The sequence below is a fragment of the Streptacidiphilus sp. MAP5-3 genome, assembly GCF_041262505.1.
Taxonomy (GTDB): domain Bacteria; phylum Actinomycetota; class Actinomycetes; order Streptomycetales; family Streptomycetaceae; genus Streptacidiphilus.
Window position 1 is genome coordinate 1 of sequence record NZ_JBGCCL010000039.1, and the last position, 23,697, is coordinate 23,697.

Below are 23,697 nucleotides of genomic sequence, written 5' to 3' on the forward strand. Positions count from 1 at the left end.
CGCGCCCCTTGGTAGTGCAGCTACCTGCGGCAGCACGGGCACGGCTTGTCGCGCCCACGCGGCGGAGCCGCAAATCGGCAGAGCCCCGCGCCCCTTGGTAGTGCAGCTACCTGCGGCAGCACGGGCACGGCTTGTCGCGCCCACGCGGCGGAGCCGCAAATCGGCAGAGCCCCGCGCCCCTAAAGTGCAACTACCTCGCGTGCCGAGCGCAGCGCTTACGCGCCGATGGCGTGGAGGCCGCCGTCGACGTGGATGATCTCGCCGGTGGTCTTCGGGAACCAGTCCGAGAGCAGGGCGACGATCCCGCGGCCGGCCGGCTCCGGGTCGGACATGTCCCAGGTCATCGGGGAGCGGGTGTCCCAGGTCTTCGCCAGGTCGGCGAAGCCGGGGATGGACTTCGCCGCCATCGAGCCGATCGGCCCGGCCGAGATCAGGTTGCAGCGGATGTCCTGCTTGCCGAGCTCCTTGGCCAGGTACCGCGAGGTCGCCTCGAGCGCGGCCTTCGCCGGGCCCATCCAGTCGTACTGCGGCCACGCGAACTGCGCGTCGAAGGTGAGGCCGACGACCGAGCCGCCCTCGGTCATCAGCGGAAGCAGCGCCGTGGTCAGCGACTTCAGCGAGAAGGCCGAGACCTGCATCGCGGTGGCGACGGACTCCCACGGCGTGTTCAGGAAGTTGCCGCCCAGGGCGTCCTGCGGCGCGAAGCCGATGGAGTGGACGACACCGTCCAGCCGGTCGCCGAGCTCGGCGCGGACCTTCTCGGCCAGGCCGGCCAGCTGCTCGTCGTTGGAGACGTCCAGCTCGAGGACCTTCGCCGGCTTCGGCAGCTTCTTGGCGATGCGCTCGGTCAGGCTGGGACGCGGGAACGCGGTCAGGATGATCTCGGCGCCCTGCTCCTGGGCCAACTTGGCGGCGTGAAACGCGATGGAGGACTCCATCAGCACGCCGGTGATCAGGATGCGCTTGCCGTCGAGGATTCCACTCATGGTGTTCAGTGACCCATTCCCAATCCACCGTCCACGGGGATGACGGCTCCGGTGATGTATGCGGCGTCGTCGGAGGAGAGGAAGCGCACCGCGGCGGCGATCTCCTCCGGCTGGGCGTAACGGGCCAGCGGCACCTGCGAGACGATCTCGGCGCGGCGTTCCTCGCCCAGCACCGCCGTCATGTCGGTGTCCACGAAGCCCGGGGCGACGACGTTGACAGTGATGTTGCGCGAGCCCAGCTCGCGGGCGAGCGAACGGGCGAAGCCGACCAGACCGGCCTTGGAGGCGGCGTAGTTGGCCTGGCCCGCCGAACCCAGCAGGCCGACGACCGAGGAGATCAGCACGACCCGGCCCTTGCGGGCGCGGAGCATGGCCCTGCTGGCGCGCTTCACCACCCGGAAGGTGCCGGTGAGGTTGGTGTCCAGGACGGAGGTGAAGTCGTCCTCGGACATGCGCAGCAGCAGCGTGTCGCGGGTGATGCCGGCGTTGGCGACCAGGACCTCGACCGGGCCGTGGGCGGCCTCGATCTCCTTGAACGCCTGGTCGACCTGCTCGCCGTCGGTGATGTCGCACTTGACGCCCAGCAGGCCCTCCGGCGGCTCGCCGGAGCGGTAGGTGACGGCGACCTTGTCGCCCGCCTCGGCGAAAGCCCGGGCGATGGCGAGGCCGATGCCCCGATTGCCTCCGGTGACCAGAACCGACCGGCTCACAGGCGTACCTCTCTCAACTGCGGGGACGTTCTCAGGGGCGGACAGTGCGACGCTATCCGCTGATCGCAGGCAGGAGCGAATCGACCCTCCACAGCACGGCGTGCGGGTATCTGTCGGCTTCTGACAGTTATGCGCGCACCCAGCGGGATTCAGGGCAGGATGCTGCCAGCGGATGATCCCACCTCACCGAGGAGACCCATGTCGCAAACTCCGACCCCGCCGGGCGTGGACGGCGCGTTCCTCTCGCTGCCTCTGCGGCGGCTCGCCGAGGCGGCCCTGACCAGGGCCCAGGCGCTGGGCGCCGCCCACGCGGACTTCCGCCTGGAGCGGGTCCGCAGCGCCTCGCTGCGGCTGCGGGACGCGCGGCCCGCGGGCGGCTCGGACGCGCTGCAGCTCGGCTACGCGGTGCGCGTGGTCGTCGACGGCGCCTGGGGCTTCGCGGCGGGCGTGGACCTGACGCCCGAGGCGGCGGCGCGGGTCGCGGAGCAGGCGGTCGCCGTGGCGCGGCTGTCGGGCGGGCTCAGCGAGGAGACCGTGGAGCTGGCCGAGGAGCCGTCCTACGGCGACGTCACCTGGGTCTCCTCCTACCAGGAGAACCCGTTCGACGTCCCGGACCCGGAGAAGTCGGCGCTGCTGGCCGACTGGAGCCGCAGGCTGCTGGACGCCAAGGGCGTCTCGCATGTGACGGCGTCTCTGCTGGCCGTCCAGGAGAACAAGTTCTACGCGGACACCGCCGGGACCACCACCACCCAGCAGCGCGTCCGGCTGCACCCCGAGCTGGAGGCGGTCTCGGTCGACGAGACCTCCGGAGCGTTCGACTCGATGCGGACGCTGGCCCCGCCGGTCGGCCGCGGCTTCGAGTACCTGCGCGGCACCGGCTGGGACTGGGACGCCGAACTCGCCCAACTGCCGGAGCTGCTGGCCGAGAAGATGAAGGCCCCGGGCATCGAGGCGGGCCGCTACGACCTGGTCGTCGACCCGTCCAACCTGTGGCTGACCATCCACGAGTCGATCGGCCACGCCACCGAGCTGGACCGGGCGCTCGGCTACGAGGCCGCCTACGCGGGCACCTCCTTCGCCACCTTCGACAAGCTCGGCTCGCTGCGCTACGGCTCCGACGTCATGCACGTCACCGGCGACCGCACCGTGGAGCACGGCCTGGCCACCGTCGGCTACGACGACGAGGGCGTGCGGACCCAGCAGTGGGACCTGGTCAAGGACGGCACCCTGGTCGGCTACCAGCTGGACCGGCGGATGGCGCTGATGAAGGGCCTCGGCCGGTCCAACGGCTGCGCCTTCGCCGACTCCCCCGCGCACGTCCCGGTGCAGCGGATGGCCAACGTCTCGCTCCGGCCCGCCGAGGGCGGCCCGGACACCGCGGGCCTGATCGCGGGCGTCGAGGACGGCATCTACATCGTCGGCGACCGCTCCTGGTCGATCGACATGCAGCGCTACAACTTCCAGTTCACCGGGCAGCGGTTCTTCAGGATCCGCGGCGGAAAGCTGGCCGGGCAGGTCAAGGACGTCGCCTACCAGGCCACCACCACCGACTTCTGGGGCTCGATGGAGGCCGTCGGCGGTCCGCAGACGTACGTCCTGGGCGGTGCCTTCAACTGCGGCAAGGCGCAGCCGGGCCAGGTGGCGGCGGTCTCGCACGGCTGCCCGTCCGCCCTGTTCCGCTCCGTCAACGTGCTCAACACCCAGCAGGAGGCCGGACGCTGATGCCCAGTCAGAACACTGTCCAGGCGGGCGCCGTCAAGCCGCACGAGCTGGTCGAGCGCGCGCTGGAGTTGTCCCGCGCCGACGGCTGCGTGGTCATCGCCGACGAGGAGTCCACCGCCAACCTGCGCTGGGCCGGGAACAGCCTGACCACCAACGGCGTCACCCGGGGCCGGACGGTCACCGTGATCGCCACCGTCGACGGCCGGGAGGGCACCGCCGCGGGCGTCGTCTCCCGCGAGGCGGTCACCGCCGACGAGCTGGAGCCGCTGGTCCGCGCCGCCGAGGACGCCGCGCGGGCGGCCGGTCCGGCCGAGGACGCGCAGCCACTGCTCGCACCGGCCGGTCCCGCGTCGGCCGACTTCACCGGGGCCCCGGCCGAGACGTCCATCGACGTCTTCGCCGAGTTCGCGCCCGCGCTCGGCGAGGCGTTCGCGCTCTCCCGCAAGAGCGGCCGGCTGCTGTACGGCTTCGCCCACCACACCGTCACTTCGACGTATCTGGGCACCTCCACCGGCATCCGGCTCCGTCACGACCAGCCGAGCGGCACGCTGGAGCTCAACGCCAAGACCGCCGACCTCTCGGCCTCCGCCTGGACCGGCGCGGCGACCCGGGACTTCCGCGACGTGGATGTGGAGGCCCTGGAGCAGCGCTTGGCGCAGCGGCTCGGCTGGGCCGAGCGGACCGTCGACCTTCCGGCGGGTCGCTACGAGACGCTGCTGCCGCCGTCTGCGCTGGCCGATCTGATGATCTATCTGACCTGGTCGGCGGGCGGTCGGGACGCCCACGAGGGCCGCACCGTCTTCTCCAAGCCGGGCGGGAAGACCCGCCTCGGCGAGCGGCTGTCCCGGCTGCCGCTGACCCTGCGCAGCGACCCGACCTACGCCGGGCTGGAGGCGGCGCCGTTCGTGGTCGCGCACGCCTCGGGCGGCGACACCTCGGCGTTCGACAACGGCCTGCCGCTGACGGCCACCGACTGGATCCGCGACGGCGAGCTGGCCAACCTGATCACCACCCGCCACTCGGCCGGTATGACGGGTCTTCCGGTCCGGCCCGCGATCGACAACCTGGTCTTCGAGGGCCCCGACCCGCGCGGCGGCGCGACGCTGGACGAGATGATCGCCCGCACCGAGCGTGGCCTGCTGCTCACCTGCCTCTGGTACATCCGCGAGGTGGACCCGGCGACGCTGCTGCTCACGGGCCTCACCCGGGACGGCGTCTACCTCGTCGAGAACGGCGAGGTGAAGGGGGCGGTGAACAACTTCCGCTTCAACGAGTCCCCGGTGGACCTGCTCGGCCGGATCACCGAGGTCGGCCGCACGGAGCAGTGCCTGCCGCGCGAGTGGAGCGACTGGTTCACGCGGGCGGCGATGCCGCCGGTGCGGGTCGGCGACTTCCACATGAGCTCGGTGAGCCAGGCGTCGTAGACCGTCCGGCCTCGCCCCTGGGCCGACACGCGACGTTTCGGGCACCCCCCTCTCCTCGGCGGGGTGCCCGAAGCGTACGGTGGACGGGAAGGGCCGCGAGAGGGGTCGGCCGGGCGTGGGCGGGTGAGTCAGGGTGGGTAAGTCGAAAGCGGTCCGTATCACCGGTGCGCGGTCGAGCCTGACCGAGGACGTCAAGGGCCGCCAGCGCAAGTACATGGTCTCGATGGCCGTCCGCACGATCTGCGTCATCCTTGCGGTCGTGCTCTGGTCCGAGTCGCGGATAGCGGCGATCATCGCGCTCGTCGGCGGCACGGTCATCCCCTACTTCGCCGTCCTGTTCGCCAACGCCGGTCGCGAGGGCCCGCCGAAGACGCCGGAGACGTTCGTGGGTTACCAGCCCCCGCCGATGCTGGGCGCCGGGTCGGCGGCTCCGACCGACGGTGAGGGGTCGTGAGGGCGTCCCTCGCGTCCGGGCTTGAGCGCGGGCTTGAGCGCGGGCTTGAGCGCGGACTCCGGCCCGGCTCAAGCGGAATGGCCTGATCCCGGGTCCGGAGCCCAGAGTTACGTGCCATACTGCTCACGCGCTCCGCGTCCCCCGTCGGAGCGACGGACCGATGCCGGGCGGCTCCCCCCGTGGCTGCCCGGCATCGCCATTAGGGTTTGGGGCATGAGCACCACCGACGCCCCCATCTGCTCCGCCAAGGGCTGCCGCGCCGCCGCGGTCTGGGTCCTGGCCTGGAACAACCCCAAGCTGCACACGCCCGACCGCAGGAAGACGTGGCTCGCGTGCGAGGAGCACCGCGAGCACCTGACGCAGTTCCTGGACCTCCGCGGGTTCCTCAAGGACGTTGTCCCGCTAGCGGAGTGGACTCAGGAGTGAGTTGCACGACCTAGTGCCGCGCCCCATGAGCACCGTGCAACCGGCCCTATCCGCCGATGGCCGACATCGGCCGCTCGGGCTGGTGGAAGGAGGGGTCGTCGATGCCGGCGGCAGCCTTCTTGCCCCACATCGCCTTGCGCCACAGCTCCGCGATCTCCGCGTTCCCCGCTCCCGCGCGCAGCGCGCCTCGCAGATCCGTTTCCTCCGTCGCGAACAGGCAGTTGCGGATCTGACCGTCGGCGGTGAGCCGCGTGCGGTCGCACGCCCGGCAGAACGGGCGGGTGACGCTGGCGATCACGCCGACGCGTGCCGGGCCGCCGTCGACCAGCCAGCGTTCGGCGGGGGCCGCACCGCGCCGCTCGTCCGGCTCGGGGGTCAGCGTGAAACGTGCGGACAGCCGCTCGAGGATCTCCTCCGCCGTGATCATCTTCGAGCGGTCCCAGCCGTGTTGGGCGTCCAGCGGCATCTGCTCGATGAAGCGCAACTCGTAGCCGTGCTCCAGCGCGTAGGCGAGCAGATCGGCTGCCTCGTGGTCGTTGACGCCGCGCATCAGCACCGCGTTGAGCTTGACCGGTCGCAGCCCCACCGCCTCCGCCGCGGCCAGGCCCGCGTGGACGTCGTCGAGGCGGTCGCGGCGGGTGAGCGTCTTGAAGGTGGCTGGGTCGAGGGTGTCGACGGAGACGTTGACCCGGTCCAGACCGGCGTCGCGCAGCGCCTGCGCGGTGCGCGACAAGGCGATGCCGTTGGTCGTCAGCGACAGCTCAGGGCGCGGCGTCAGCTGCGCGCAGGCCGCGACTATGCCGACGATCCCGGGACGCAGCAGCGGCTCACCGCCGGTGAAGCGGACCTCGCGCACGCCCAGCTCGCCGACGGCGATGCCGACCAGGCGGACGATCTCCTCGTCCGTCAGCAGCGTGTCCTTGGCGAGCCACTGCAGGCCCTCCTCGGGCATGCAGTAGGTGCAGCGCAGGTTGCAGCGGTCGGTCAACGAGACACGCAGGTCAACCGCGCGACGCCCGAAGGTGTCGAGCAGACCGGTTTCGACTGCGGTCACGATGCCACACACCTTTCTCTCCGCCTCACAGCCAGCGTAGTGCCCCGCACCGACACACGAGTCGACCGTCCACGGCTCCGCGTCCACCCGACCGGGCCGGAAGAGGCGCGTCCCCGGCCTGTCCCCGGCCTGCGCCCGTCCCATCCCCAGCTATGGACACGCAGGCGTGTCCAGGTGGCGCTTCTCACCACCCAGGCCTATTCCTCGGTCCGTTTGGATCTTGCAAGCATGGCCGCATGACAACGCCGACAGCACCCGCACCGCTCGACGGCGTGCTCGTGGCCGACTTCAGCCGGGTGCTGGCCGGTCCGCTCGCCGCAGCGACCCTCGCCGACCTGGGCGCGACCGTGGTCAAGGTGGAGCGCCCCGGCGCCGGGGACGACACCCGCGCCTGGGGACCGCCGTTCGTCGACGGCACCGCCGCCTACTTCGACGCCGCCAACCGCACCAAGCGCGGCATCACCCTGGACCTCGGCGACCCGGACGACGCCGCACTCGCCCGAGAGCTGGCGGCCCGCGCCGACATCCTGATCGAGAACTTCAAGCCCGGCTCCCTCGCCCGCTACGGGCTGGACCAGGCGTCCGCGCTGGCCGCCAACCCGGGGCTGGTCTACTGCTCGATCACCGGGTTCGGCACCGGCAGCCCGCTCCCCGGCTACGACTTCGTGGTCCAGGCCGTCGGCGGCCTGATGAGCATCACCGGCCCGGCCGACGGTGAGCCGCACAAGGTCGGCGTCGCCCTCGTCGACGTGCTGACCTCCAAGGACGCGGTCGCCGCGATCCTGGCCGCGCTGCGGCACCGGGACCGGACCGGCCAGGGCCAGCACGTGGAGGTCAACCTGCTCTCCAGTCTGCTCGGTTCGCTGGCCAACCAGGCGTCCGGCTTCCTCGCCACCGGCCGCGCACCCGGCCGGATGGGCAACCAGCACCCCAGCATCGCGCCCTACGAGACGCTGCACTGCGCGAACGGCGAGCTCCTCGCCGTCGCGTGCGGCAACGACGGCCAGTTCCGCGCGTTCGCCAGGACGCTGGGCGTGCCCGGCCTGGCCGAGGACCCGCGGTTCGCGACCAACGCGGAGCGGGTCCGCAACCGTCCGGAGCTGGTCTCGCTGCTGGAGGCGGCGCTGACGGCGCACGGCACGGCCGAGTGGCAGGCGCTGCTCACCGGGGCCGGGATCCCGTGCGGCCCGGTCAACGACCTGGCCGGCGCGTTCGCGCTCGCCGACGAGCTGGGCCTCGCGCCGGTGGCGGACGTCGGCGAGGGCCGCGTCCCGCAGGTCCGCAGTCCGCTCACCCTGACCGCGACACCCGTCCGTCAACCCGTCGCCCCGCCGCGTCTCGGCGAGCACAATGACGCCGTACGCGCCTGGCTCACCGCCCCGCGTTCCGAACCGCTCTCGACCACCGAGGAATCAGCATGAGCCCTGCTCTGGACCCCCGTGACCCGCTCGGTTTCGACGACCTGCTCAGTGCCGAGGACCTCGCCGTCCGCGACACCGTGCGGGAGTGGTGCGCGGACCGGGTGCTGCCGCACATCGCCGACTGGTACGAGGCGGGCGAGCTGCCCACGGTGCGCGAACTGGCCCGCGAGCTGGGCTCGATCGGCGCGCTGGGCATGCACCTGCACGGCTACGGCTGTGCGGGCGCCAGTGCCGTGCAGTACGGCCTCGCCTGTCTGGAGTTGGAGGCGGCCGACTCCGGGCTGCGGTCGCTGGTCTCGGTGCAGGGCTCGCTGGCCATGTACGGGATCCACCGTTGGGGCAGTGAGGAGCAGAAGCAGCAGTGGCTGCCGGGCATGGCGGCCGGCGAGATCATCGGCTGCTTCGGCCTGACCGAGCCGGATCACGGCTCCGACCCGGCGTCGATGCGCACCGCCGCGAAGCGCGACGGCTCGTCCGACGGGGCAGACTGGATCCTCAACGGCCGCAAGATGTGGATCACCAACGGCTCGGTGGCCGGCGTCGCGGTGGTCTGGGCGCAGACCGAGGACGGCATCCGGGGGTTCGTCGTACCGACGGACACGCCGGGCTTCTCCGCTCCGGAGATCAAGCACAAGGGCTCGCTGCGCGCCTCGGTCACCAGCGAGCTGGTGCTGGACAACGTGCGGCTGCCCGCCGACGCCGTCTTTCCGGAGGTGCGGGGCCTGAAGGGCCCGCTGTCCTGCCTGAACCAGGCCCGCTACGGCATCGTCTGGGGCGCGCTGGGCGCTGCGCGCAGCTGCCTGGAGACGGCGCGGGAGTACAGCATCACCCGCGAGCAGTTCGGCAAGCCGCTGGGCGCTTTCCAGCTCACCCAGGCCAAGCTGGCGGACATGTCCCTGGAACTCAACAAGGGCCTGCTGCTCGCCCTGCACCTCGGCAACCGCATGGACGCAGGCACGCTGCGCCCGGAGCAGGTCAGCTACGGCAAGCTCAACAACGTCCGCGAGGCGATCGAGATCGCCCGCACCGCGCGGACCATTCTGGGCGCGAACGGCATCAGCTACGAGTACCCGATCATGCGGCACGCCAACAACCTCGAATCCGTGCTCACTTACGAGGGCACGGTGGAAATGCACCAGCTGGTCATCGGCAAGGTCCTCACCGGCCAGGACGCCTTCCGGTAGGAGCCGCACCGAAGACTCCCGGGGCGGTCGCCGGCTTCCCTCCCGGCCGCCCAGGGAGTCCTGGTGGTGCCGCGAGCCTACGACGGGTAACGGATCAGGCTCGTGGTAGCCAGGTCGAAGTCGAAAGGCGCCGGGATCGGGACGGTGTCACCGAACTTCCCGATCCACCGCTGCCGGTAAGTGCCGTCGGCGGGCTCGGAGTAGAGGGTGACCGTGCCCTCGCGCGGGTCGACGAGGAGATAAAGCGGAACACCCATGCGCGGATAGTCCCGCACCTTGCCGACGAGATCGTTCTCCGGGTTCGACGGGGAGACGATCTCCACCGTGATCTCCGCGAGGTCCGCGGACACCTCGTTGCCGCCCAGTTCCACGACTGCCAGCGGGATGTAGGTCAGGTCCGGATTGCGCAGAGTGCCGGTGTGCGGCGAGGCAAGGTCGGTGTTCTCGCTGGGCATGAGCTCAGCCGGCCGGTGCCTGTCGAACTGCTCCCGCACCACCAGAAGGTTCCGCTGGTGGATCACCGAGGGCCCGGCCATCATGATGACCTCGTCGCCGGACACCTCGATCTTCCAGCCCGACGGCGGGGTCAGGCTGGACGCGTAAGCCAGCAGTTGGGCGTGGCGCTCAGGGATGACAGGACCGGTCATGTCGCCATCATCCCATTCCGGAGCCACCCGGCGAACGACTCAGAAGGTGATCTTCACCTTCAGCGCCGTGCGCTCGTCCATCGACTTGTAGCCGTCCGGGACACCGTCCAGGCCGACCTCCGCGTCGAAGACCGGGGACGGGTCGATCGTGCCGTCGAGCACGTCGGCGAGCAGCTCAGGGATGTACGCCCGCGCCGGGGCCACACCGCCGCGGAGAGCGACGTTGCGGTTGAACATCTGGCTGATGTCCACGCCCGCGCTGCCGCCGTGCGGGACGCCGACGTAGCCGACGGCGCCGCCGTCGCGGGCGATGGAGATCGCGGTCTTCATGGACTGCTCGGTGCCGACGGCCTCCAGAACCGCGTGGGCGCCCACGCCGCCGGTCAGCTCGCGGACGGCCTCGATCGCCTCGTCGCCCCGCTCCGCGACGATGTCCGTCGCGCCGAAGGTGCGGGCGATGGCCGTGCGGGTCTCGTGGCGGCCCATGGCGATGATCCGCTCCGCGCCGAGCCGCTTCGCGGCGAGGACGCCGCAGAGGCCGACCGCGCCGTCGCCGACGACGGCGACCGTCGCGCCGGGACGGACGCCCGCCGCGAGCGCGGCGTGGTGGCCGGTCGCCATGACGTCGGACAGCGCCAGCATCGCGGTGAGCAGCCTCGGATCCGACTGGGCGTCAGTCGGCAGCTTGACCAGCGTGCCGTCGGCGAACGGGACGCGGACCGCCTCGCCCTGGCCGCCGTCGGAGCCGGGCGTGCCCCAGAAGCCGCCATGCGGGCAGGAGGTGGTAAGTCCTTCGGCGCAGAACTCGCAGACGCCGTCGGACCAGACGAACGGCGCGACGACCAGGTCGCCCGGCTTCACGTCGCGGACGTCAGCGCCGACGGCCTCGACCACGCCCAGGAACTCGTGCCCGATCCGCTGTCCCGGCTCGCGTGCGGCGACGCCGCGGTAGGCCCACAGGTCGCTGCCGCAGATGCAGGCGAGGACGGTCCGCACCACCGCGTCGGTGGACTTGCGTACCACCGGGTCGGGGACCTCCTCGATCCGGATGTCGTTCGGTCCGTGGATGACTGTGGCGCGCATGGTGCTTCTCTCTGGTGGTTCCGAGCCCGTGGTCACGGGCTTCGCCCGACAGTGCGGCGGTCGGCGCTGTCAGGCTCTCACCGTATTGTGGTCCACCATGCTTGCAGGGAGCGACACAGAGGCCATCTGGCCCGCGGAGTACCCGGACGCCGGCTGGGCGGTGGTGGACGTCGAGACCACCGGGCTCGGACGGACCGACCGGGTGATCTCCGTCGGCGTGTACCAACTGGACGCGCGCGGCGGCGTGCAGGACCACTGGTACGCCACGGTCAACCCGGAGCGCGATCCCGGACCGGTCTGGATCCACGGCCTGACCTCCGACGTGCTGGAGGGTTCGCCCACGTTCCCCGGCATCGCCGACGAGCTGTCGCGGCGGCTTGCGGGCCGGGTGCTGGTGGCCCACAACGCCCTGTTCGACTGGTCGATGATCTCCCGTGAGTACGCCCGGATGGACGGGCGCGCGCCGATCGAGCAGCGCCTCTGCACCATCGTGCTCTCCCGGGACCTGCGCCTGCCGCTGCCCAACCACAAACTCGGCACGCTGGCCGCGCACTTCGGCGTGGAGACCCGGCAGGCGCACCACGCGCTGGACGACGCCCGCGTGCTGGCGGAGGTGTTCCGGCCCAGCCTGCGGCTGGCCGCGGACGCGGGGCTGCGGCTGCCGCTGGTCCCGTGCGTGCCGATAAGCGACCTCGGGCCGAGCATGAGCACGGGGGCGACCGCGCCGGTGCCCTCGCAGACGATCCGCCGTCAGGGGTCCTGGGGCGGGTACCGGCCCGCCAAGCGGCGTCCGGCCTGCCCGTACCCGAACCCGGGCCGGTGGCAGCAGGACGGACCGCTGGTGCAGGGCATGCGCGTGGCGATCACCGGCGACACCGCGACCGACCGCGAGGTGCTGGAGGACCGGCTCACCGAGGCCGGGCTGCACGTCGCGACCTCCGTCAGCAGCCGGACCAGCCTGCTGGTCACCAACGACCCGGACGGCTGGACGGGCAAGGCGCGCAAGGCCCGCGAGGTCGGCACGCCGGTGGTCGACGAGGCCGCTTTCCTCCAACTCCTCCAACGGGTGGCACCCCAGCGCAAGGACTGACGGGGAGCGGAGGTAACGTCGTGGAGTGCTCCGCATCTTCCTCACCCGGCGCTGGCTGATCCTGACCCTGGTGTTCCTCGCCCTCATCCCGGCCATGGCGTGGCTGGGCCAGTGGCAGTACCACCGGTACCAGCAGACCAACCGCAGCAACGCGACGATCAACGCGAACCTGGCCGCGCGCCCGGTCGCGATGGAGACGCTGTCGAAGCCCGGTGTGACCGTCCCGTTGAGTGAGATGTATCGCACCGTCACCGCGATGGGACACTTCGACGCGGCGAAGGAGGTCGTGATCCGGAACCGGACCGACGCCTCCGGTGACCAGCCCGGCTTCTACCTGGTCACCCCGCTGGTCACCGACGACGGCAAGGTGGTCCTGGTCAACCGCGGCTGGATCGCGCCCGGCAACGCCACCGGCGCCCAGCTGCCTCCGCTGCCGACCACGCCGAGCGGCGAGATCACCGTCACCGGCCGGCTGCGGCCCGACGAGACGGCCGCGCTGACCGGCATCCACAACCCGGGCGGGCTGCCGAACCGGCAGTACATGCTGATCAACAGTCAGGAACAGGCCAAGAACTTCAGTCAGCCCGTGCTGGCCGGCTATCTGGAGATGACCGGGTCCTCTCCTGCCCTGTCGTCCTCCGCCCAGGCCGAGATGGTGCCCAACCCGAACGACACCAACTCCAACTCCCTGGCCGTGGTGGGCAAGGGCGTGCACCTGCCCTACGCCGTCCAGTGGTGGCTCTTCGCGGTGATGATCCCCATCGCCTGGTTCTTCCTCTTCCGACGCGACGTGAGGCTGGCCGCAAAGGCCTGACTTCGGGTGCCCCACCGGGCAGGATGGCCCCATGCCCGGACGCATCGAGGACTACGCGCTCATCGGAGACCTGCAGACCGCCGCGCTGGTGGGCAGGGACGGTTCCATCGACTGGCTCTGCCTGCCGCGGTTCGACTCGCCCAGCTGCTTCGCCGCACTGCTGGGCGGCGACGAGCACGGCCACTGGCGGCTCGCCCCCACCTCCGACGGCCAGGCGCCCCGCCGCTCCTACGTCGGCGACACCCTGGTGCTGCAGACCGAGTGGACCACGGCCACGGGCACGGTCCGGGTGATCGACTTCATGCCGCAGCGCGACCGCACGCCGGACGTGATCCGGATCGTCGAGGGCGTCAGCGGCGAGGTGCACATGACCGGCGAGGTCCGGCTGCGCTTCGACTACGCCCGGATCATCCCGTGGATGCGCCGCACCAACCACCACCGGGTCGCGGTCGCCGGTCCCGACTCCGTCTGGCTGCACTGCGGCGACGGCGTGCGGACGGTCGGCAAGGACTTCGCCACCATCTCGACGTTCACCGTCCGCGCGGGCGACCGGGTGCCGTTCGTGCTCAGCTACGCGCCCTCGCACCAGCGGCAACCCCCGCGCCCGGACGCGGAGGCGGAGCTGAAGAGCACTCTCGCCGACTGGGAGACCTGGTCGGCGCGGTGCTCGACGGAGATGGCCGAGAGGGACCACGCGGCCGTCATCCGCTCCCTGATCACGCTCAAGGCGCTCACCTACGAGCCGACCGGCGGCATCGTCGCCGCCGCGACGGCGGGACTGCCCGAGCAGATCGGCGGCGCGCGCAACTGGGACTACCGCTTCTGCTGGCTGCGCGACTCCACGATGACCCTCTCCGCGCTGCTGAACGCCGGCTACCGGCGCGAGGCGGAGGCCTGGCACAACTGGCTGCTGCGCGCGATCGCGGGCGACCCGGCCGACCTGCAGACGATGTACGGGGTCGGCGGCGAGCGCCGGCTCCCGGAGACGGTCGCCGACTGGCTGCCCGGCTACGAGGGCTCGCACCCGGTCCGGTTCGGCAACGCGGCCGTGGACCAGCTCCAACTCGACGTCTACGGCGAGGTGGTGGACACCCTCTACCTGGCCCACCAGCACGGGATCCGGATAGAGCGTCATGTCTGGGGCCTGCTGCGCAAGCTGCTGGAGTTCCTGGAGGAGCACTGGTCCGACCCGGACGAGGGCCTGTGGGAGGTGCGCGGGCCGCGTCGCCAGTTCGTCCACTCCAAGATCATGTGCTGGGTCGCCTTCGACCGCGCGGTCAAGCTCGCCGACGAGACCGGCCTGCCCGGCCCCACCGAGCGCTGGCGCGAGCTGCGCGACAACATCCACGACGACGTCTGCGCACGCGGCGTCGACCCCAAGCGGGGCGTCTTCACCCAGTACTACGGCGGCCAGGCGCTGGACGCCGCCACCCTCTTCGTGGTCAAGACCGGCTTCCTGCCCGCGTACGACGCCCGGGTGGTCGCCACGGTCGAGGCGGTCCAGCGCGAACTGGACCACGACGGCTTCGTCCGCCGCTACTCGACGCCTGCGGGCTCCGACCAGACGGACGCGGTGGACGGCCTGGCGGGCACCGAGGGCGCGTTCCTGGCCTGCTCGTACTGGCTGGCCGACGCGCTGCTGGCGATCGGCCGCGTGGAGGAGGCGCGGGCCCTGTTCGACCGGGTCTCCGGCCTGGCCAACGACCTCGGCCTGATCTCGGAGGAGTGGGATCCGCTGACCGGACGCCAGCTCGGCAACACACCACAGGCGTTCACCCATGTCGCCCTGGTCAACACCGCGTTCGCGCTGGCCGCAGCGGAAGAGGAGTGAGACGGAGATGGATCTCGGACTCGGTGGTCGCGTCTACCTGGTGACCGCGGCGACGCGCGGACTGGGCTTCGCGACGGCACGGGAGCTGGTCGCCGACGGCGCGAAGGTCGTCGTCACCGGCCGCACCAAGGAGTCGCTCGCGGACGCGGTCGAGGCGCTGGGAGGACCGGAGGTCGCCGAGGGCGTCGTCGCCGACAACGGCGACCCGGACACCGCGACCCGCCTGATCGGCGCGGCGCTGGAGCGCTTCGGCCGCCTCGACGGCGTCCTGATCAGCGTCGGCGGCCCGGCTGCGGGCTCCGCGCTGGCCACGCCGGAGTCGGCGTGGCGGGACGCGTTCGAGTCGGTCTTCCTCGGCGCGCTCCGGATCGCCCGCGCGGCGGCGGACGTCCTGGGCGAGGGCGGCGCGATCGGCTTCGTCCTCTCCGCGTCGGTCCGCGAACCGATCCCCGGCCTGGCCGTCTCCAACGGCCTCCGGCCCGGTCTGGCGATGGCAGCGAAGACGCTCGCCACCGAGCTCGGCCCGGAGGGTATCCGGGTCTTCGGGCTGCTCCCCGCTCGGATCGAGACGGAACGGGTGACCCACCTCGACAGCCTGGCGGCTGATCCGGCGGCGGCCCGGAGCGCGGCGGAGGCGGGCATCCCGCTCAGGCGCTACGGCCGCCCGGAGGAGTTCGGCAAGGTCGCGGCGTTCGCGCTGTCGCCTGCGGCGTCGTACCTGACGGGAGTGATGATTCCGGTGGACGGCGGCGCGCTGCACGGCATTTGAGCACTTTGAGGTCGGCGGGGACCATGCAGTGACCTCAGGGGCGCGGTGCTCTGCTTGATCAACTGCGTGCGCGAGAAACCACCGGCATGCGGATGGTCCTCAACGCGCAGGACCATCCGCACAGGGTGGTTACTCGCGCAGAGCCCCGCGCCCCTTGGGTAGTTGCAACTACCTCACCCGCAAAGAGTTACTCCCCCACGCCTGCCAGGTCGCGCAGGCGACGGAGCTGGGCCGCCCGCTCAGCCGCGCGCTGCTCGTCGAGCGAGCGCCCGCCCACGCCCTGCAGCAGCGCCTTGGTCTCGATCAGCGCGGAGCGCGGCGCGGCCAACAGCGCAGCGGCCAGCTCCGACGCGGCGGCGTCCAGCTCCTCGGCCGGGACGACGAGGTTCGCGAGCCCGGTGCGGGCCGCCTCCTCCGCGCCGACCCAGCGGCCGGTCCCGCAGATCTCCAGGGCGCGGGCCGGGCCGACCAGGTCGACCAGCGGCTTGGTGCCGGTGAGGTCGGGGACCAGGCCGAGGGCGGTCTCCTTCATCGCGAACTGGACGTCCTCCGCGACCACGCGGAGGTCACAGGCGAGCGCCAGCTGGAAGCCCGCGCCGACGGCGTGGCCCTGGACGGCGGCGATGCTGACCAGGTCGGGGCGGCGCCACCAGAGGAAGCCCTCCTGGTACTCGGCGATGACCTCGTCCGCGTCCTCGCTCTTGGCCAGGTCGATGAAGGACCGCTCGCCGGGGATGCCCTCGGGGGTGAAGGCCTGCCGGTTGAGCCCGGCGGAGAAGGAGACGCCCTCGGCGCGCAGCAGCGCCACGCGGATGGTGCCGGGCAGCTCCCGGCCGATCGCGGCGAGCGCACGCCACATCGCGGGCGACTGCGCGTTGCGGCGCTCGGCGCGGCACAGCGTGACCGTGGCGAGCTCACCCGCCAGCTCCAGGCGGACGCCCGCCTCCGCCCACTCGGCTGCTTGATCGCTCACAGGGTCCCTCCGGCAGTAGCAGAAGCATTGCTACCGAAGAGTAACCTCTGGCGTACCGCACTGCCAGCGTCCCGTGACGTGACGAACGACGGCCGGGGGGAGGATACCCGGACCGCCGTTTCGTCGAAGTGCAGATGGGGCGGAGCGTCAGGAAGTCGCCGCGGCCTTGGCCTTACCGCGCGTGGCACCGCCACGGCCACGCAGGGAAACCCCGGACTCGCTGAGCATGCGGTGGACGAAGCCGTACGAACGACCCGTCTCCTCCGCCAGCGCGCGGATACTCGCACCGGAGTCGTACTTCTTCTTGAGCTCGGTCGCGAGCTTCTCCCGCGCGGCACCAGTCACCCGGCTGCCCTTTTTCAGAGTCTCGGCCACCCGTGCCTCCTCGTAGCAGTCTCTGTCGGAATCCCATGATCACCCATGGGGGGCCCGATGGCCACCCATTCGACAAGGTCGATACGGGGATTCCCCCACCGAAGTGGTGCTGGCGCGCACTCGGGGAGCGTGCAGTAGTGGGCTGCACGCCCCCGATCCGACTCACCCGATTCCGCGAAAATGCTGATCAGCAGCGGTAATTGAGCAGTGCACCGGAATCCGGATTCTCAGGAATCCCAGCAGACCCGGGAGAGGGAAGGACCAGAAGGCGATATGAACTCTTCTGGTCCAGATGCATGATCCCCGACTAGTCGAACAGTTCCGATACAGGGTTTTGCTACTGATAATTCACGCGAGGGACACGAGATCGGCGTATCCCTCGTTCCACAGGTCCTCCACACCGTCCGGAAGCATGATGATGCGCTCCGGCTCGAGCGCCTGGACGGCGCCCTCGTCGTGGGTCACCAGGACCACCGCACCGGCGAAGGAGTGGAGCGCGCCGAGGATCTCCTCGCGGCTGGCCGGGTCGAGGTTGTTGGTGGGCTCGTCGAGCAGCAGCACGTTGGCGCTGGAGACGACCAGGGTGGCCAGCGCCAGCCGGGTCTTCTCGCCGCCGGAGAGGACTCCCGCGGGCTTCTCCACGTCGTCGCCGGTGAAGAGGAACGAGCCGAGGATCTTGCGGACCTCGACCAGGTCCATGTCGGGCGCGGCCGAGCGCATGTTCTCCAGGATCGTCCGGTCCGGGTCCAGGGTCTCGTGCTCCTGGGCGTAGTAGCCGATCTTCAGGCCGTGGCCGGGGACGACCGAGCCGGTGTCGGGCTGCTCCACGCCCGCCAGCATCCGCAGCAGCGTGGTCTTGCCCGCGCCGTTGAGGCCGAGCACGACGACGCGCGAGCCCTTGTCGATGGCCAGGTCGACGTCGGTGAAGATCTCCAGCGAGCCGTAGGACTTGGACAGCCCCTCGGCCGTCAGCGGCGTCTTGCCGCAGGGGGCCGGCTCCGGGAAGCGCAGCCTGGCGACGCGGTCGTTCTGGCGCACCGCCTCCAGCCCGGAGAGCAGTCGCTCGGCGCGGCGGGCCATGTTCTGGGCGGCGACGGTCTTGGTGGCCTTGGCGCGCATCTTGTCGGCCTGCGAGTTGAGCTGCGCGGCCTTCTTCTCGGCGTTGGCACGCTCGCGCTTGCGGCGCTTCTCGTCGGCCTCGCGCTGCTGGAGGTAGAGCTTCCAGCCCATGTTGTAGACGTCGATGCAGGTGCGGTTGGCGTCCAGGTAGAACACCTTGTTGACGACCTCGTCGACCAGGTTCACGTCGTGGGAGATGACGATGAAGCCGCCCTTGTAGGTCTTCAGGTAGTCGCGCAGCCAGAGGATCGAGTCGGCGTCCAGGTGGTTGGTCGGCTCGTCCAGCAGCAGGATGTCGGAGTCCGAGAAGAGGATCCGGGCCAGCTCGACGCGGCGGCGCTGACCGCCGGAGAGGGTGTGCAGGGGCTGGCCGAGGATCCGGTCCGGAAGGCCCAGGCTGGCGGCGATGGTGGCGGCCTCGGCCTCGGCGGCGTAGCCGCCCTTGGTGAGGAACTCGGTCTCCAGCCGCGAGTACTTCTTCATGGCCTGATCGCGGGTCGCGCCCTTGCCGTTGGCCATCTTGTCCTCGTTGATGCGCATCTTGCGCAGGACCTCGTCGAGGCCGCGGGCGGAGAGCACGCGGTCGCGGGCGAGGACGTCGAGGTCGCCGGTGCGCGGGTCCTGCGGAAGGTAGCCGACCTCGCCGCTGCGGGTGACCGTGCCGCCCGCGGCCTGGCCTTCACCCGCGAGGACCTTGGTCAGCGTGGTCTTGCCCGCACCGTTGCGGCCCACCAGCCCGATCCGGTCACCGGCCGCGACGCGGAACGTCGCCGACTCGATCAGGATGCGCGCGCCCGCGCGCAGTTCGACGTCGTTGGCGGCGATCATGGCGAAGCGGCTCCGTAGCTGGGCCCGGGGTGCGGGACGGTAACTGGCTGCGGGACCGTCCGGACGGACCCATGCTGCAGATTTCAAGCAATTCTAACGGGCCGCGCAAATGCATTCCCGAGCCGCTCGGCCGGTGACGGGGTCCACGGCGAAGGACCGCAGCCAGGGCAGCGCCGTGACCTGGAGGGCCGTGCCGCCGACACCGCTCATCGAGACCGCGTCGTAGGGGCGTCCCCAGAGCCGTCCGTCGAGGTCGTAGCCCTCCAGCGAGACCCCGCCGCCCGCGCAGTCCCGGCGCACCACCAGCCAGTCCCCCACCTGAGCGGGCGCTGCCGCTCCGGTCAGCCGGTAGCGGCAGCCCTGGGGCGGCAGGGTCGAGGTGCGGATCGTCCCGTCGCCGGTGTTGTAGGTCATCACCAGCTCGGAGGTCAGCACCAGGAACGACGCTCCGGTGGGCACCGTCGGCGGAGGCAGCGGCCTCCCGCCCGCGTCGGCGCCGTCGCCCGGCTCGCTGCCGAGCGGCACGACCAGCAGCGGGCCGGTGGGCGTGATCCCGGGTACGAAGCGGTGCCAGCGCACGGCGGCGGCGCCGGGCTGCAGGCCGGTGAGCATCCCGTCGTCCCAGACGGCCACGCTGGTCCCCGTGCCGTCGCTTCCGTCCCCACGGGCGCTTCCGGTCAGCGGGACCAGGCGGATCGGGGTGCGTCCCGGCCTGCGGTAGCTCCATGCGGTGACGCCGGTACGCCGGTCGTAGGCCTGCACGGCGCCTCCTGCGGTCACCCGCAGCGCGTCGGCGGCGATCCCGCGCGCGTGCGGGTCGGACGAGTCGGCGACGGCGTCCCCGAACGGCGCGGGCCGCAGGGAGCGTGCGGTCGCGCCGAGGGCGACCAGCCCGCCGAGCAGCAGGGCCACCAGCGAGAGGAGCAGAAGCCGCGGTCGGAGGGTCGGCGAGCGCATGGACGTCACGGTAAGGGCGCGACCCCGGCCAGAACGTCAGGCGCGCGGCTGATAGATGATCAACCCCGCGCCGACCAGGCATACGCAGGCCCCGACGATGTCCCAGGGGGACGGCCGGAAGCCGTCCACCAGGACGCCCCAGGCGAGCGAGCCCGCGACGAAGACCCCGCCGTAGGCGGCCAGCACCCGCCCGAACGAGCCGTCCGGCTGCGCGGCGGCGACGAACCCGTACGCGCCGAGCGCGAGCACACCGCCGACGGCGAGCAGCCAACTGCGGTGCTCGCGCACGGCCTGCCAGATCAGCCAGCAGCCGCCGATCTCTGCGAAGGCGGCGAGGACGAAAAGCAGGAGGGAACGGGTGACGGCCATGGGAATGAGACTAAGAGATCGTCGATGCAGGTGGGGACGGGCTAAACGTCAGTGGCGCGGCGCTCCACCGATCTGCGGCGCCGCCGCGTGGGCGCGGCCAGGCGGTACTTCGCTCCCGTAGGACGTTGCACGGTCAGGGAGAGCCCCGCGCCCCTGAGGCGCGACTTCCCCAAATTGCCTCAGAAGTCGCTAACTGTCGCTCTGCGTCCCGCCGGAGAGGCGATGTGCCAGCACTCGCCGCCACGACCGGACGCTCGCCAGCCACGGCATGCGCTCGCGCGCAAAGCCCTTCACGCGCCCGCTCGCGCACGCCGCCATTGCGACGGCGGCGACGGCCGGGCGAGAGCCCAGGAGGACGCGTTCGTTGTGGGCAGGGTCGGGGCGCCAGCGTTGTTTGTAGGGCTCGTTGCCGCGAAGCAGGCTGAGTTCGGCGCGGCCGGCGGCGACGGTGTGGGCGAGGGCCTCGCCGAACAGCATGCCGGCGATGTCGACGCGCTCGCGGGCCTCCGGGTGGACGCCGTAGACGTAGAGCGCCGTCAGGGTCGGGCCCTGGAGCTGTAGGTCGCAGGCGATCAGGCGGCCGTCCAGGCGGTACTCGCGGAGGGTCGCCCGGTCTGTGGCGGCCATGCTGGTCGCCGCCGCGCGCAGGTGTGTGGCGAACCGGTCCCGCATGTGCTCGGGGGTCGCCCCGCGGTCGCGCCACTGGAGCGCGTGCAGGGCGAGCATGCGGTCGACCGCCTCGGGGGCCTCCCCCGGCAGGACGGTGCGGACCTCGATCCCCGCGGCGGCCAGCTTGCGCAGCTTGACCTTGGTGCGCTGGGCCGTGCGGCCCGGCAGGCGGGTCAGCAGTTCCTCCATCGGGACGCCGGGCAGGTGCTGGACCAGGGAGCCGGGCAGGCGGCGCAGCGTGCGCGGCCAGTGCGGGGCGAGGTGGTGGAGCGCCGCGTCGGCCCGTACCTCACCGAGGTCGAGGCGGGCCCAGGGGCCACGCAGCTCCGCCGCCAGCGCGGCGGCGAGCGCGCCGGCGGCCTCGTCCAGATGCTCGCCGTCGAGCAGCACGTCGTGGAAGTCGGTGATCTCCCCGCCGAGCGGACGCAGCGCCGCGCCGTCGCGGTGGAGCGGGGCCACGGCGATCAGCCTGTCGTCCCGACGGACCGTCACCAGCCGGAGCCGTCCCGGGCGTCCGTAGCTGTGCCACCACGAGGAGAGCCAGGCGTGGCTCTGGAACGGCGTGGCACCGGGACTGCGGTCCTGCAGCTCGTCCCACTCCGCCGCCAGGGCGTCCAGCGCGCGCTCGTCGCGCAGCACGACGGTCTCCAGCAGCGGAGCGGGCCCCGAGGCCGCCGACTCGGGGGCGAGCGTGGTCATGCCCCGGCCCCGGCCGACTCCCGCTGTTGCTCGGGCACCGGCGCGGCGTCGGACTCCGTGGGCTCCACGCTCCCGGTCACCGCGTCCGCCGTCCCGGGCAGGTCCTCCGGGCGACGGCCGGTGCCGCCGGTGCGGGCCAGCAGGGCGAGGCTGCCGAGCAGCGCACCCGCCGCGCCGCCCACCGCGACGTCCAGGCTGCGCGAGGGTGAGGACGGGGTGGCGGGCTCGGCGGCTGTGGCGAAGGTCATCAACCGGATGTGGGTCTGCTTGGCCGTGGTGTCGCCGAAGGCGACCATGGAGCGGGCGACCGCGTTGGCCTCGCGAGCCGCCTGGTGGGCGCTCGCCGCGGAGCCGGTGATCTCGATCACCGGCGCGTCCGGGGAGGTCTGCGCCTGGATCTGGGTGGTCAGTTGACGGACCGTCGCGCCGGTCGTGGCGGCGGCCGGGGCGAGGATCTCCGGCTGGCCCACGACGCGGCCGTAGGCCTGGGCGAAGTTCACCGCCGTCGAGCTGTCCGAGCCGGGGTCGGCGACCGCCATGACGTAGGCGTTCGCCTGGTACTGCGGGGTGGCCACCAGGGCGTAGCCGCCGCCCGCGACCGCTCCGGCGGGGACGGCCACCAGCAGTGGCCACCACCTGCGCAGCGCGGCCCGCAGCACGGGGTGCGCCTTGGCTGTCTGCTTCTCGCTCTCAGGCACGGGTCATCTCCTTGGGTGAGGCTTCGCGGTCTTGCGGTGCGGCGGGGTGTGCGGCGGAGTCCGGGTCGGGATGCGGGAGGGGGTGAGGGACGGGGTGAGGGTCCGACGACGGGCGGCCGGGTTCGCCGAGTGCCTCGGCGTAGACGGCGGCGACGCGCGGGGCCAGCCGGGCGATGTCGTAGCGGGTGACGACCGCGCGGGGCGGGTCCGGTCGGTCCGAGCTCCCCTGTCCGGGTTCCGTGCCGCGCAGGCGCAGTCGCTCCACGGCCGCCGCATACGCCTCGGGCGTCGGCTGGGTGCGGGCCGATCCCTGGCGGTCCAGGGCGCGTTGGTCCATGACCGGCAGCTCCGTAAGGGCCGGGCCGGAGGACCAGAGCACGGGCAGCCCGGCGGCCAGCGCCTCGACCAGCGCCAGCCCGAAGGTCTCCCCCTCGGACGGCGCGGCCAGCACGTCCATCGCGCCCAACAGCGCGGGCACGTCGTCGCGTTCGCCGGTGAGGACCACCCGGTCGGCGACGCCGCGCGCTCGGGCCAGGTCGAGCAGCTCCGCCCGTGCGGGGCCCGCGCCGACCAGCAGCAGCCGGACGGCGTCCGGCAGCAGCGGCATCGCGTCGAGAAGGACGTCGAAGCGCTTACCCGGCACCAACCGGCCCACGCCGCCGACGACGTACGCCTCCTCGGGCAGCCCGAGCGCGGCACGGCATGCGGCACGGGACGTGTCGGGGGACGCGGCTCGGGACGCAGCCGGGGGCGCGGCTCGGGGCACCGCGGGACACGCGGCGGGGAGGTGGTAGGCGTCCGGCTCGATCCCGTTGGGGACGATCCGGATCCGGCCCGGCCTGACGCCCCAGGCGCGGAGCTGCTCGGCGACCGCCTCGGAGACGGCGATGGTGGTGGTTCCCAGCCGCTCAGCGGCCAGGTAGAGCCGCCGCACGCCGAAGCCGGTGCGCCGTCCCTCCAGCACGCCGGGCTGGAGCGAGTGCTCGGTGGCGACGACGGCCCTGACCCCGGCCAGCCGGGCGGCCAACCGGCCGTAGAGACAGGCCCGGTAGAGGTGGCAGTGCACCACGTCGTAGCGGCCGTCGCGGATCAGCCGGACCAGGCGCGGCAGCGCGGCCAGGTCGCGGTTGCCGCGCATCCCGAGCTCGTGGACGGTGATCCCGTCGGCGCGCAGGCCGACGGCGACCGTGCCGGGGTCCGGTCCCGATGCGCAGAGCTGGACCACCTCGCAGTGGACCGCGCCCGGCCCGGCGGTGGGCAGGTGCCGCAGCAGCAGCCGCAGTTGCTGCTCGGCGCCGCCTGCCCGCAGGCCGGTGATCACATGGAGCACCCGGAGCGGGCGCTCGGCACGGACCCGCTCGGGGCCGGGCTGATCCGCACCGGCCTGACGCATCG

Annotated in this window: 23 protein-coding genes; 10 read left to right on the forward strand and 13 right to left on the reverse strand. The window is 72.1% G+C overall.

Translation table 11 applies throughout. From position 1 onward, the window contains the following. Nucleotides 1-215: 215 nt before the first annotated feature. The gene (gene fabI, locus ABH928_RS33530; protein ID WP_370072483.1) at nt 216-986 is read right to left on the reverse strand and encodes an enoyl-ACP reductase FabI; all 771 of its coding nucleotides are present in this window, start codon (nt 984-986) and stop codon (nt 216-218) included. A 5-nt stretch (nt 987-991) separates the two neighbouring features. Beyond that, the gene (gene fabG, locus ABH928_RS33535; protein ID WP_370072484.1) at nt 992-1,696 is read right to left on the reverse strand and encodes a 3-oxoacyl-[acyl-carrier-protein] reductase; all 705 of its coding nucleotides are present in this window, start codon (nt 1,694-1,696) and stop codon (nt 992-994) included. A 198-nt stretch (nt 1,697-1,894) separates the two neighbouring features. Between fabG and ABH928_RS33540 the strand changes: the two genes are divergently transcribed. The 4 genes from ABH928_RS33540 (at nt 1,895) to ABH928_RS33555 (ending at nt 5,722) form a co-directional block, all read left to right on the forward strand. Then, nucleotides 1,895-3,418 (forward strand): TldD/PmbA family protein, encoded by a 1,524-nt coding sequence (locus ABH928_RS33540; RefSeq protein WP_370072485.1) that lies wholly within the window; start codon nt 1,895-1,897, stop codon nt 3,416-3,418. Further along, nucleotides 3,418-4,842, forward strand: coding sequence for a metallopeptidase TldD-related protein (locus tag ABH928_RS33545; protein ID WP_370072486.1), 1,425 nt, complete (start codon nt 3,418-3,420; stop codon nt 4,840-4,842). Before ABH928_RS33540 ends, ABH928_RS33545 begins: the two co-directional genes overlap by 1 nt. Nucleotides 4,843-4,975: 133 nt before the next feature. Beyond that, complete coding sequence (locus ABH928_RS33550; RefSeq protein WP_370072487.1) at nt 4,976-5,296, forward strand: DUF3099 domain-containing protein; 321 nt, start codon at nt 4,976-4,978, stop codon at nt 5,294-5,296. Between the two features lie 213 nt (nt 5,297-5,509). Then, complete coding sequence (locus ABH928_RS33555) at nt 5,510-5,722, forward strand: hypothetical protein (protein ID WP_370072488.1); 213 nt, start codon at nt 5,510-5,512, stop codon at nt 5,720-5,722. A gap of 46 nt (nt 5,723-5,768) precedes the next feature. Here ABH928_RS33555 and moaA read toward each other — a convergent pair whose 3' ends face one another. Next, the gene (gene moaA / locus ABH928_RS33560) at nt 5,769-6,776 is read right to left on the reverse strand and encodes a GTP 3',8-cyclase MoaA (RefSeq protein ID WP_370072489.1); all 1,008 of its coding nucleotides are present in this window, start codon (nt 6,774-6,776) and stop codon (nt 5,769-5,771) included. 236 nt (nt 6,777-7,012) lie between these two features. Here moaA and ABH928_RS33565 point away from each other — a divergent pair, with 236 nt between their 5' ends. Both ABH928_RS33565 and ABH928_RS33570 read left to right on the forward strand, forming a co-directional pair. Continuing rightward, nucleotides 7,013-8,197, forward strand: a complete 1,185-nt coding sequence (locus ABH928_RS33565) for a CaiB/BaiF CoA transferase family protein (protein ID WP_370072490.1) — start codon at nt 7,013-7,015, stop codon at nt 8,195-8,197. Further along, nucleotides 8,194-9,381, forward strand: coding sequence for an acyl-CoA dehydrogenase family protein (locus ABH928_RS33570; protein WP_370072491.1), 1,188 nt, complete (start codon nt 8,194-8,196; stop codon nt 9,379-9,381). Before ABH928_RS33565 ends, ABH928_RS33570 begins: the two co-directional genes overlap by 4 nt. Nucleotides 9,382-9,458: 77 nt before the next feature. Here ABH928_RS33570 and ABH928_RS33575 read toward each other — a convergent pair whose 3' ends face one another. Together ABH928_RS33575 and ABH928_RS33580 are read right to left on the reverse strand one after the other, a co-directional pair. Next, on the reverse strand, nt 9,459-10,028 hold the full coding sequence (locus tag ABH928_RS33575; RefSeq protein ID WP_370072492.1) for a Uma2 family endonuclease: 570 nt from the start codon (nt 10,026-10,028) through the stop codon (nt 9,459-9,461). A gap of 39 nt (nt 10,029-10,067) precedes the next feature. Next, a complete protein-coding gene (locus tag ABH928_RS33580) occupies nt 10,068-11,111 on the reverse strand; it encodes a zinc-dependent alcohol dehydrogenase family protein (RefSeq protein ID WP_370072493.1) in 1,044 nt (347 codons plus the stop codon). A 97-nt stretch (nt 11,112-11,208) separates the two neighbouring features. Between ABH928_RS33580 and ABH928_RS33585 the strand changes: the two genes are divergently transcribed. From ABH928_RS33585 to ABH928_RS33600, 4 genes are read left to right on the forward strand one after another with little or no spacing between them, the layout of a single operon-like run. Beyond that, on the forward strand, nt 11,209-12,201 hold the full coding sequence (locus tag ABH928_RS33585; protein WP_370072494.1) for a DEDDh family exonuclease: 993 nt from the start codon (nt 11,209-11,211) through the stop codon (nt 12,199-12,201). Between the two features lie 25 nt (nt 12,202-12,226). After that, entirely contained in the window at nt 12,227-13,015 is a 789-nt protein-coding gene (locus ABH928_RS33590) for an SURF1 family protein (RefSeq protein ID WP_370072495.1), read from the forward strand. A gap of 31 nt (nt 13,016-13,046) precedes the next feature. Then, nucleotides 13,047-14,846, forward strand: coding sequence for a glycoside hydrolase family 15 protein (locus ABH928_RS33595; RefSeq protein ID WP_370072496.1), 1,800 nt, complete (start codon nt 13,047-13,049; stop codon nt 14,844-14,846). A gap of 7 nt (nt 14,847-14,853) precedes the next feature. Beyond that, nucleotides 14,854-15,615: an SDR family oxidoreductase gene (locus tag ABH928_RS33600; RefSeq protein ID WP_370072497.1), complete on the forward strand. Its 762-nt coding sequence runs from the start codon at nt 14,854-14,856 to the stop codon at nt 15,613-15,615. A gap of 187 nt (nt 15,616-15,802) precedes the next feature. On the opposite strand, the gene ABH928_RS33605 is transcribed toward ABH928_RS33600, so the two are convergent. From ABH928_RS33605 to ABH928_RS33640, 8 genes are all read right to left on the reverse strand, one after another. Further along, complete coding sequence (locus ABH928_RS33605) at nt 15,803-16,588, reverse strand: enoyl-CoA hydratase/isomerase family protein (RefSeq protein ID WP_370072498.1); 786 nt, start codon at nt 16,586-16,588, stop codon at nt 15,803-15,805. A 147-nt stretch (nt 16,589-16,735) separates the two neighbouring features. After that, the gene (locus tag ABH928_RS33610) at nt 16,736-16,963 is read right to left on the reverse strand and encodes a helix-turn-helix domain-containing protein (RefSeq protein ID WP_370072499.1); all 228 of its coding nucleotides are present in this window, start codon (nt 16,961-16,963) and stop codon (nt 16,736-16,738) included. 348 nt (nt 16,964-17,311) lie between these two features. Then, the gene (locus tag ABH928_RS33615; protein ID WP_370072500.1) at nt 17,312-18,910 is read right to left on the reverse strand and encodes an ABC-F family ATP-binding cassette domain-containing protein; all 1,599 of its coding nucleotides are present in this window, start codon (nt 18,908-18,910) and stop codon (nt 17,312-17,314) included. Nucleotides 18,911-19,003: 93 nt separating this feature from the next. Beyond that, complete coding sequence (locus ABH928_RS33620) at nt 19,004-19,867, reverse strand: hypothetical protein (protein ID WP_370072501.1); 864 nt, start codon at nt 19,865-19,867, stop codon at nt 19,004-19,006. A gap of 36 nt (nt 19,868-19,903) precedes the next feature. After that, complete coding sequence (locus ABH928_RS33625; protein ID WP_370072502.1) at nt 19,904-20,236, reverse strand: YnfA family protein; 333 nt, start codon at nt 20,234-20,236, stop codon at nt 19,904-19,906. 189 nt (nt 20,237-20,425) lie between these two features. After that, nucleotides 20,426-21,604, reverse strand: coding sequence for a GNAT family N-acetyltransferase (locus ABH928_RS33630; protein WP_370072503.1), 1,179 nt, complete (start codon nt 21,602-21,604; stop codon nt 20,426-20,428). After that, the gene (locus ABH928_RS33635; protein WP_370072504.1) at nt 21,601-22,302 is read right to left on the reverse strand and encodes a lipopolysaccharide biosynthesis protein; all 702 of its coding nucleotides are present in this window, start codon (nt 22,300-22,302) and stop codon (nt 21,601-21,603) included. Before ABH928_RS33635 ends, ABH928_RS33630 begins: the two co-directional genes overlap by 4 nt. Continuing rightward, complete coding sequence (locus ABH928_RS33640; RefSeq protein ID WP_370072528.1) at nt 22,295-23,695, reverse strand: glycosyltransferase; 1,401 nt, start codon at nt 23,693-23,695, stop codon at nt 22,295-22,297. The genes ABH928_RS33635 and ABH928_RS33640 overlap by 8 nt, the downstream gene beginning before the upstream one ends. Nucleotides 23,696-23,697: the final 2 nt, after the last annotated feature.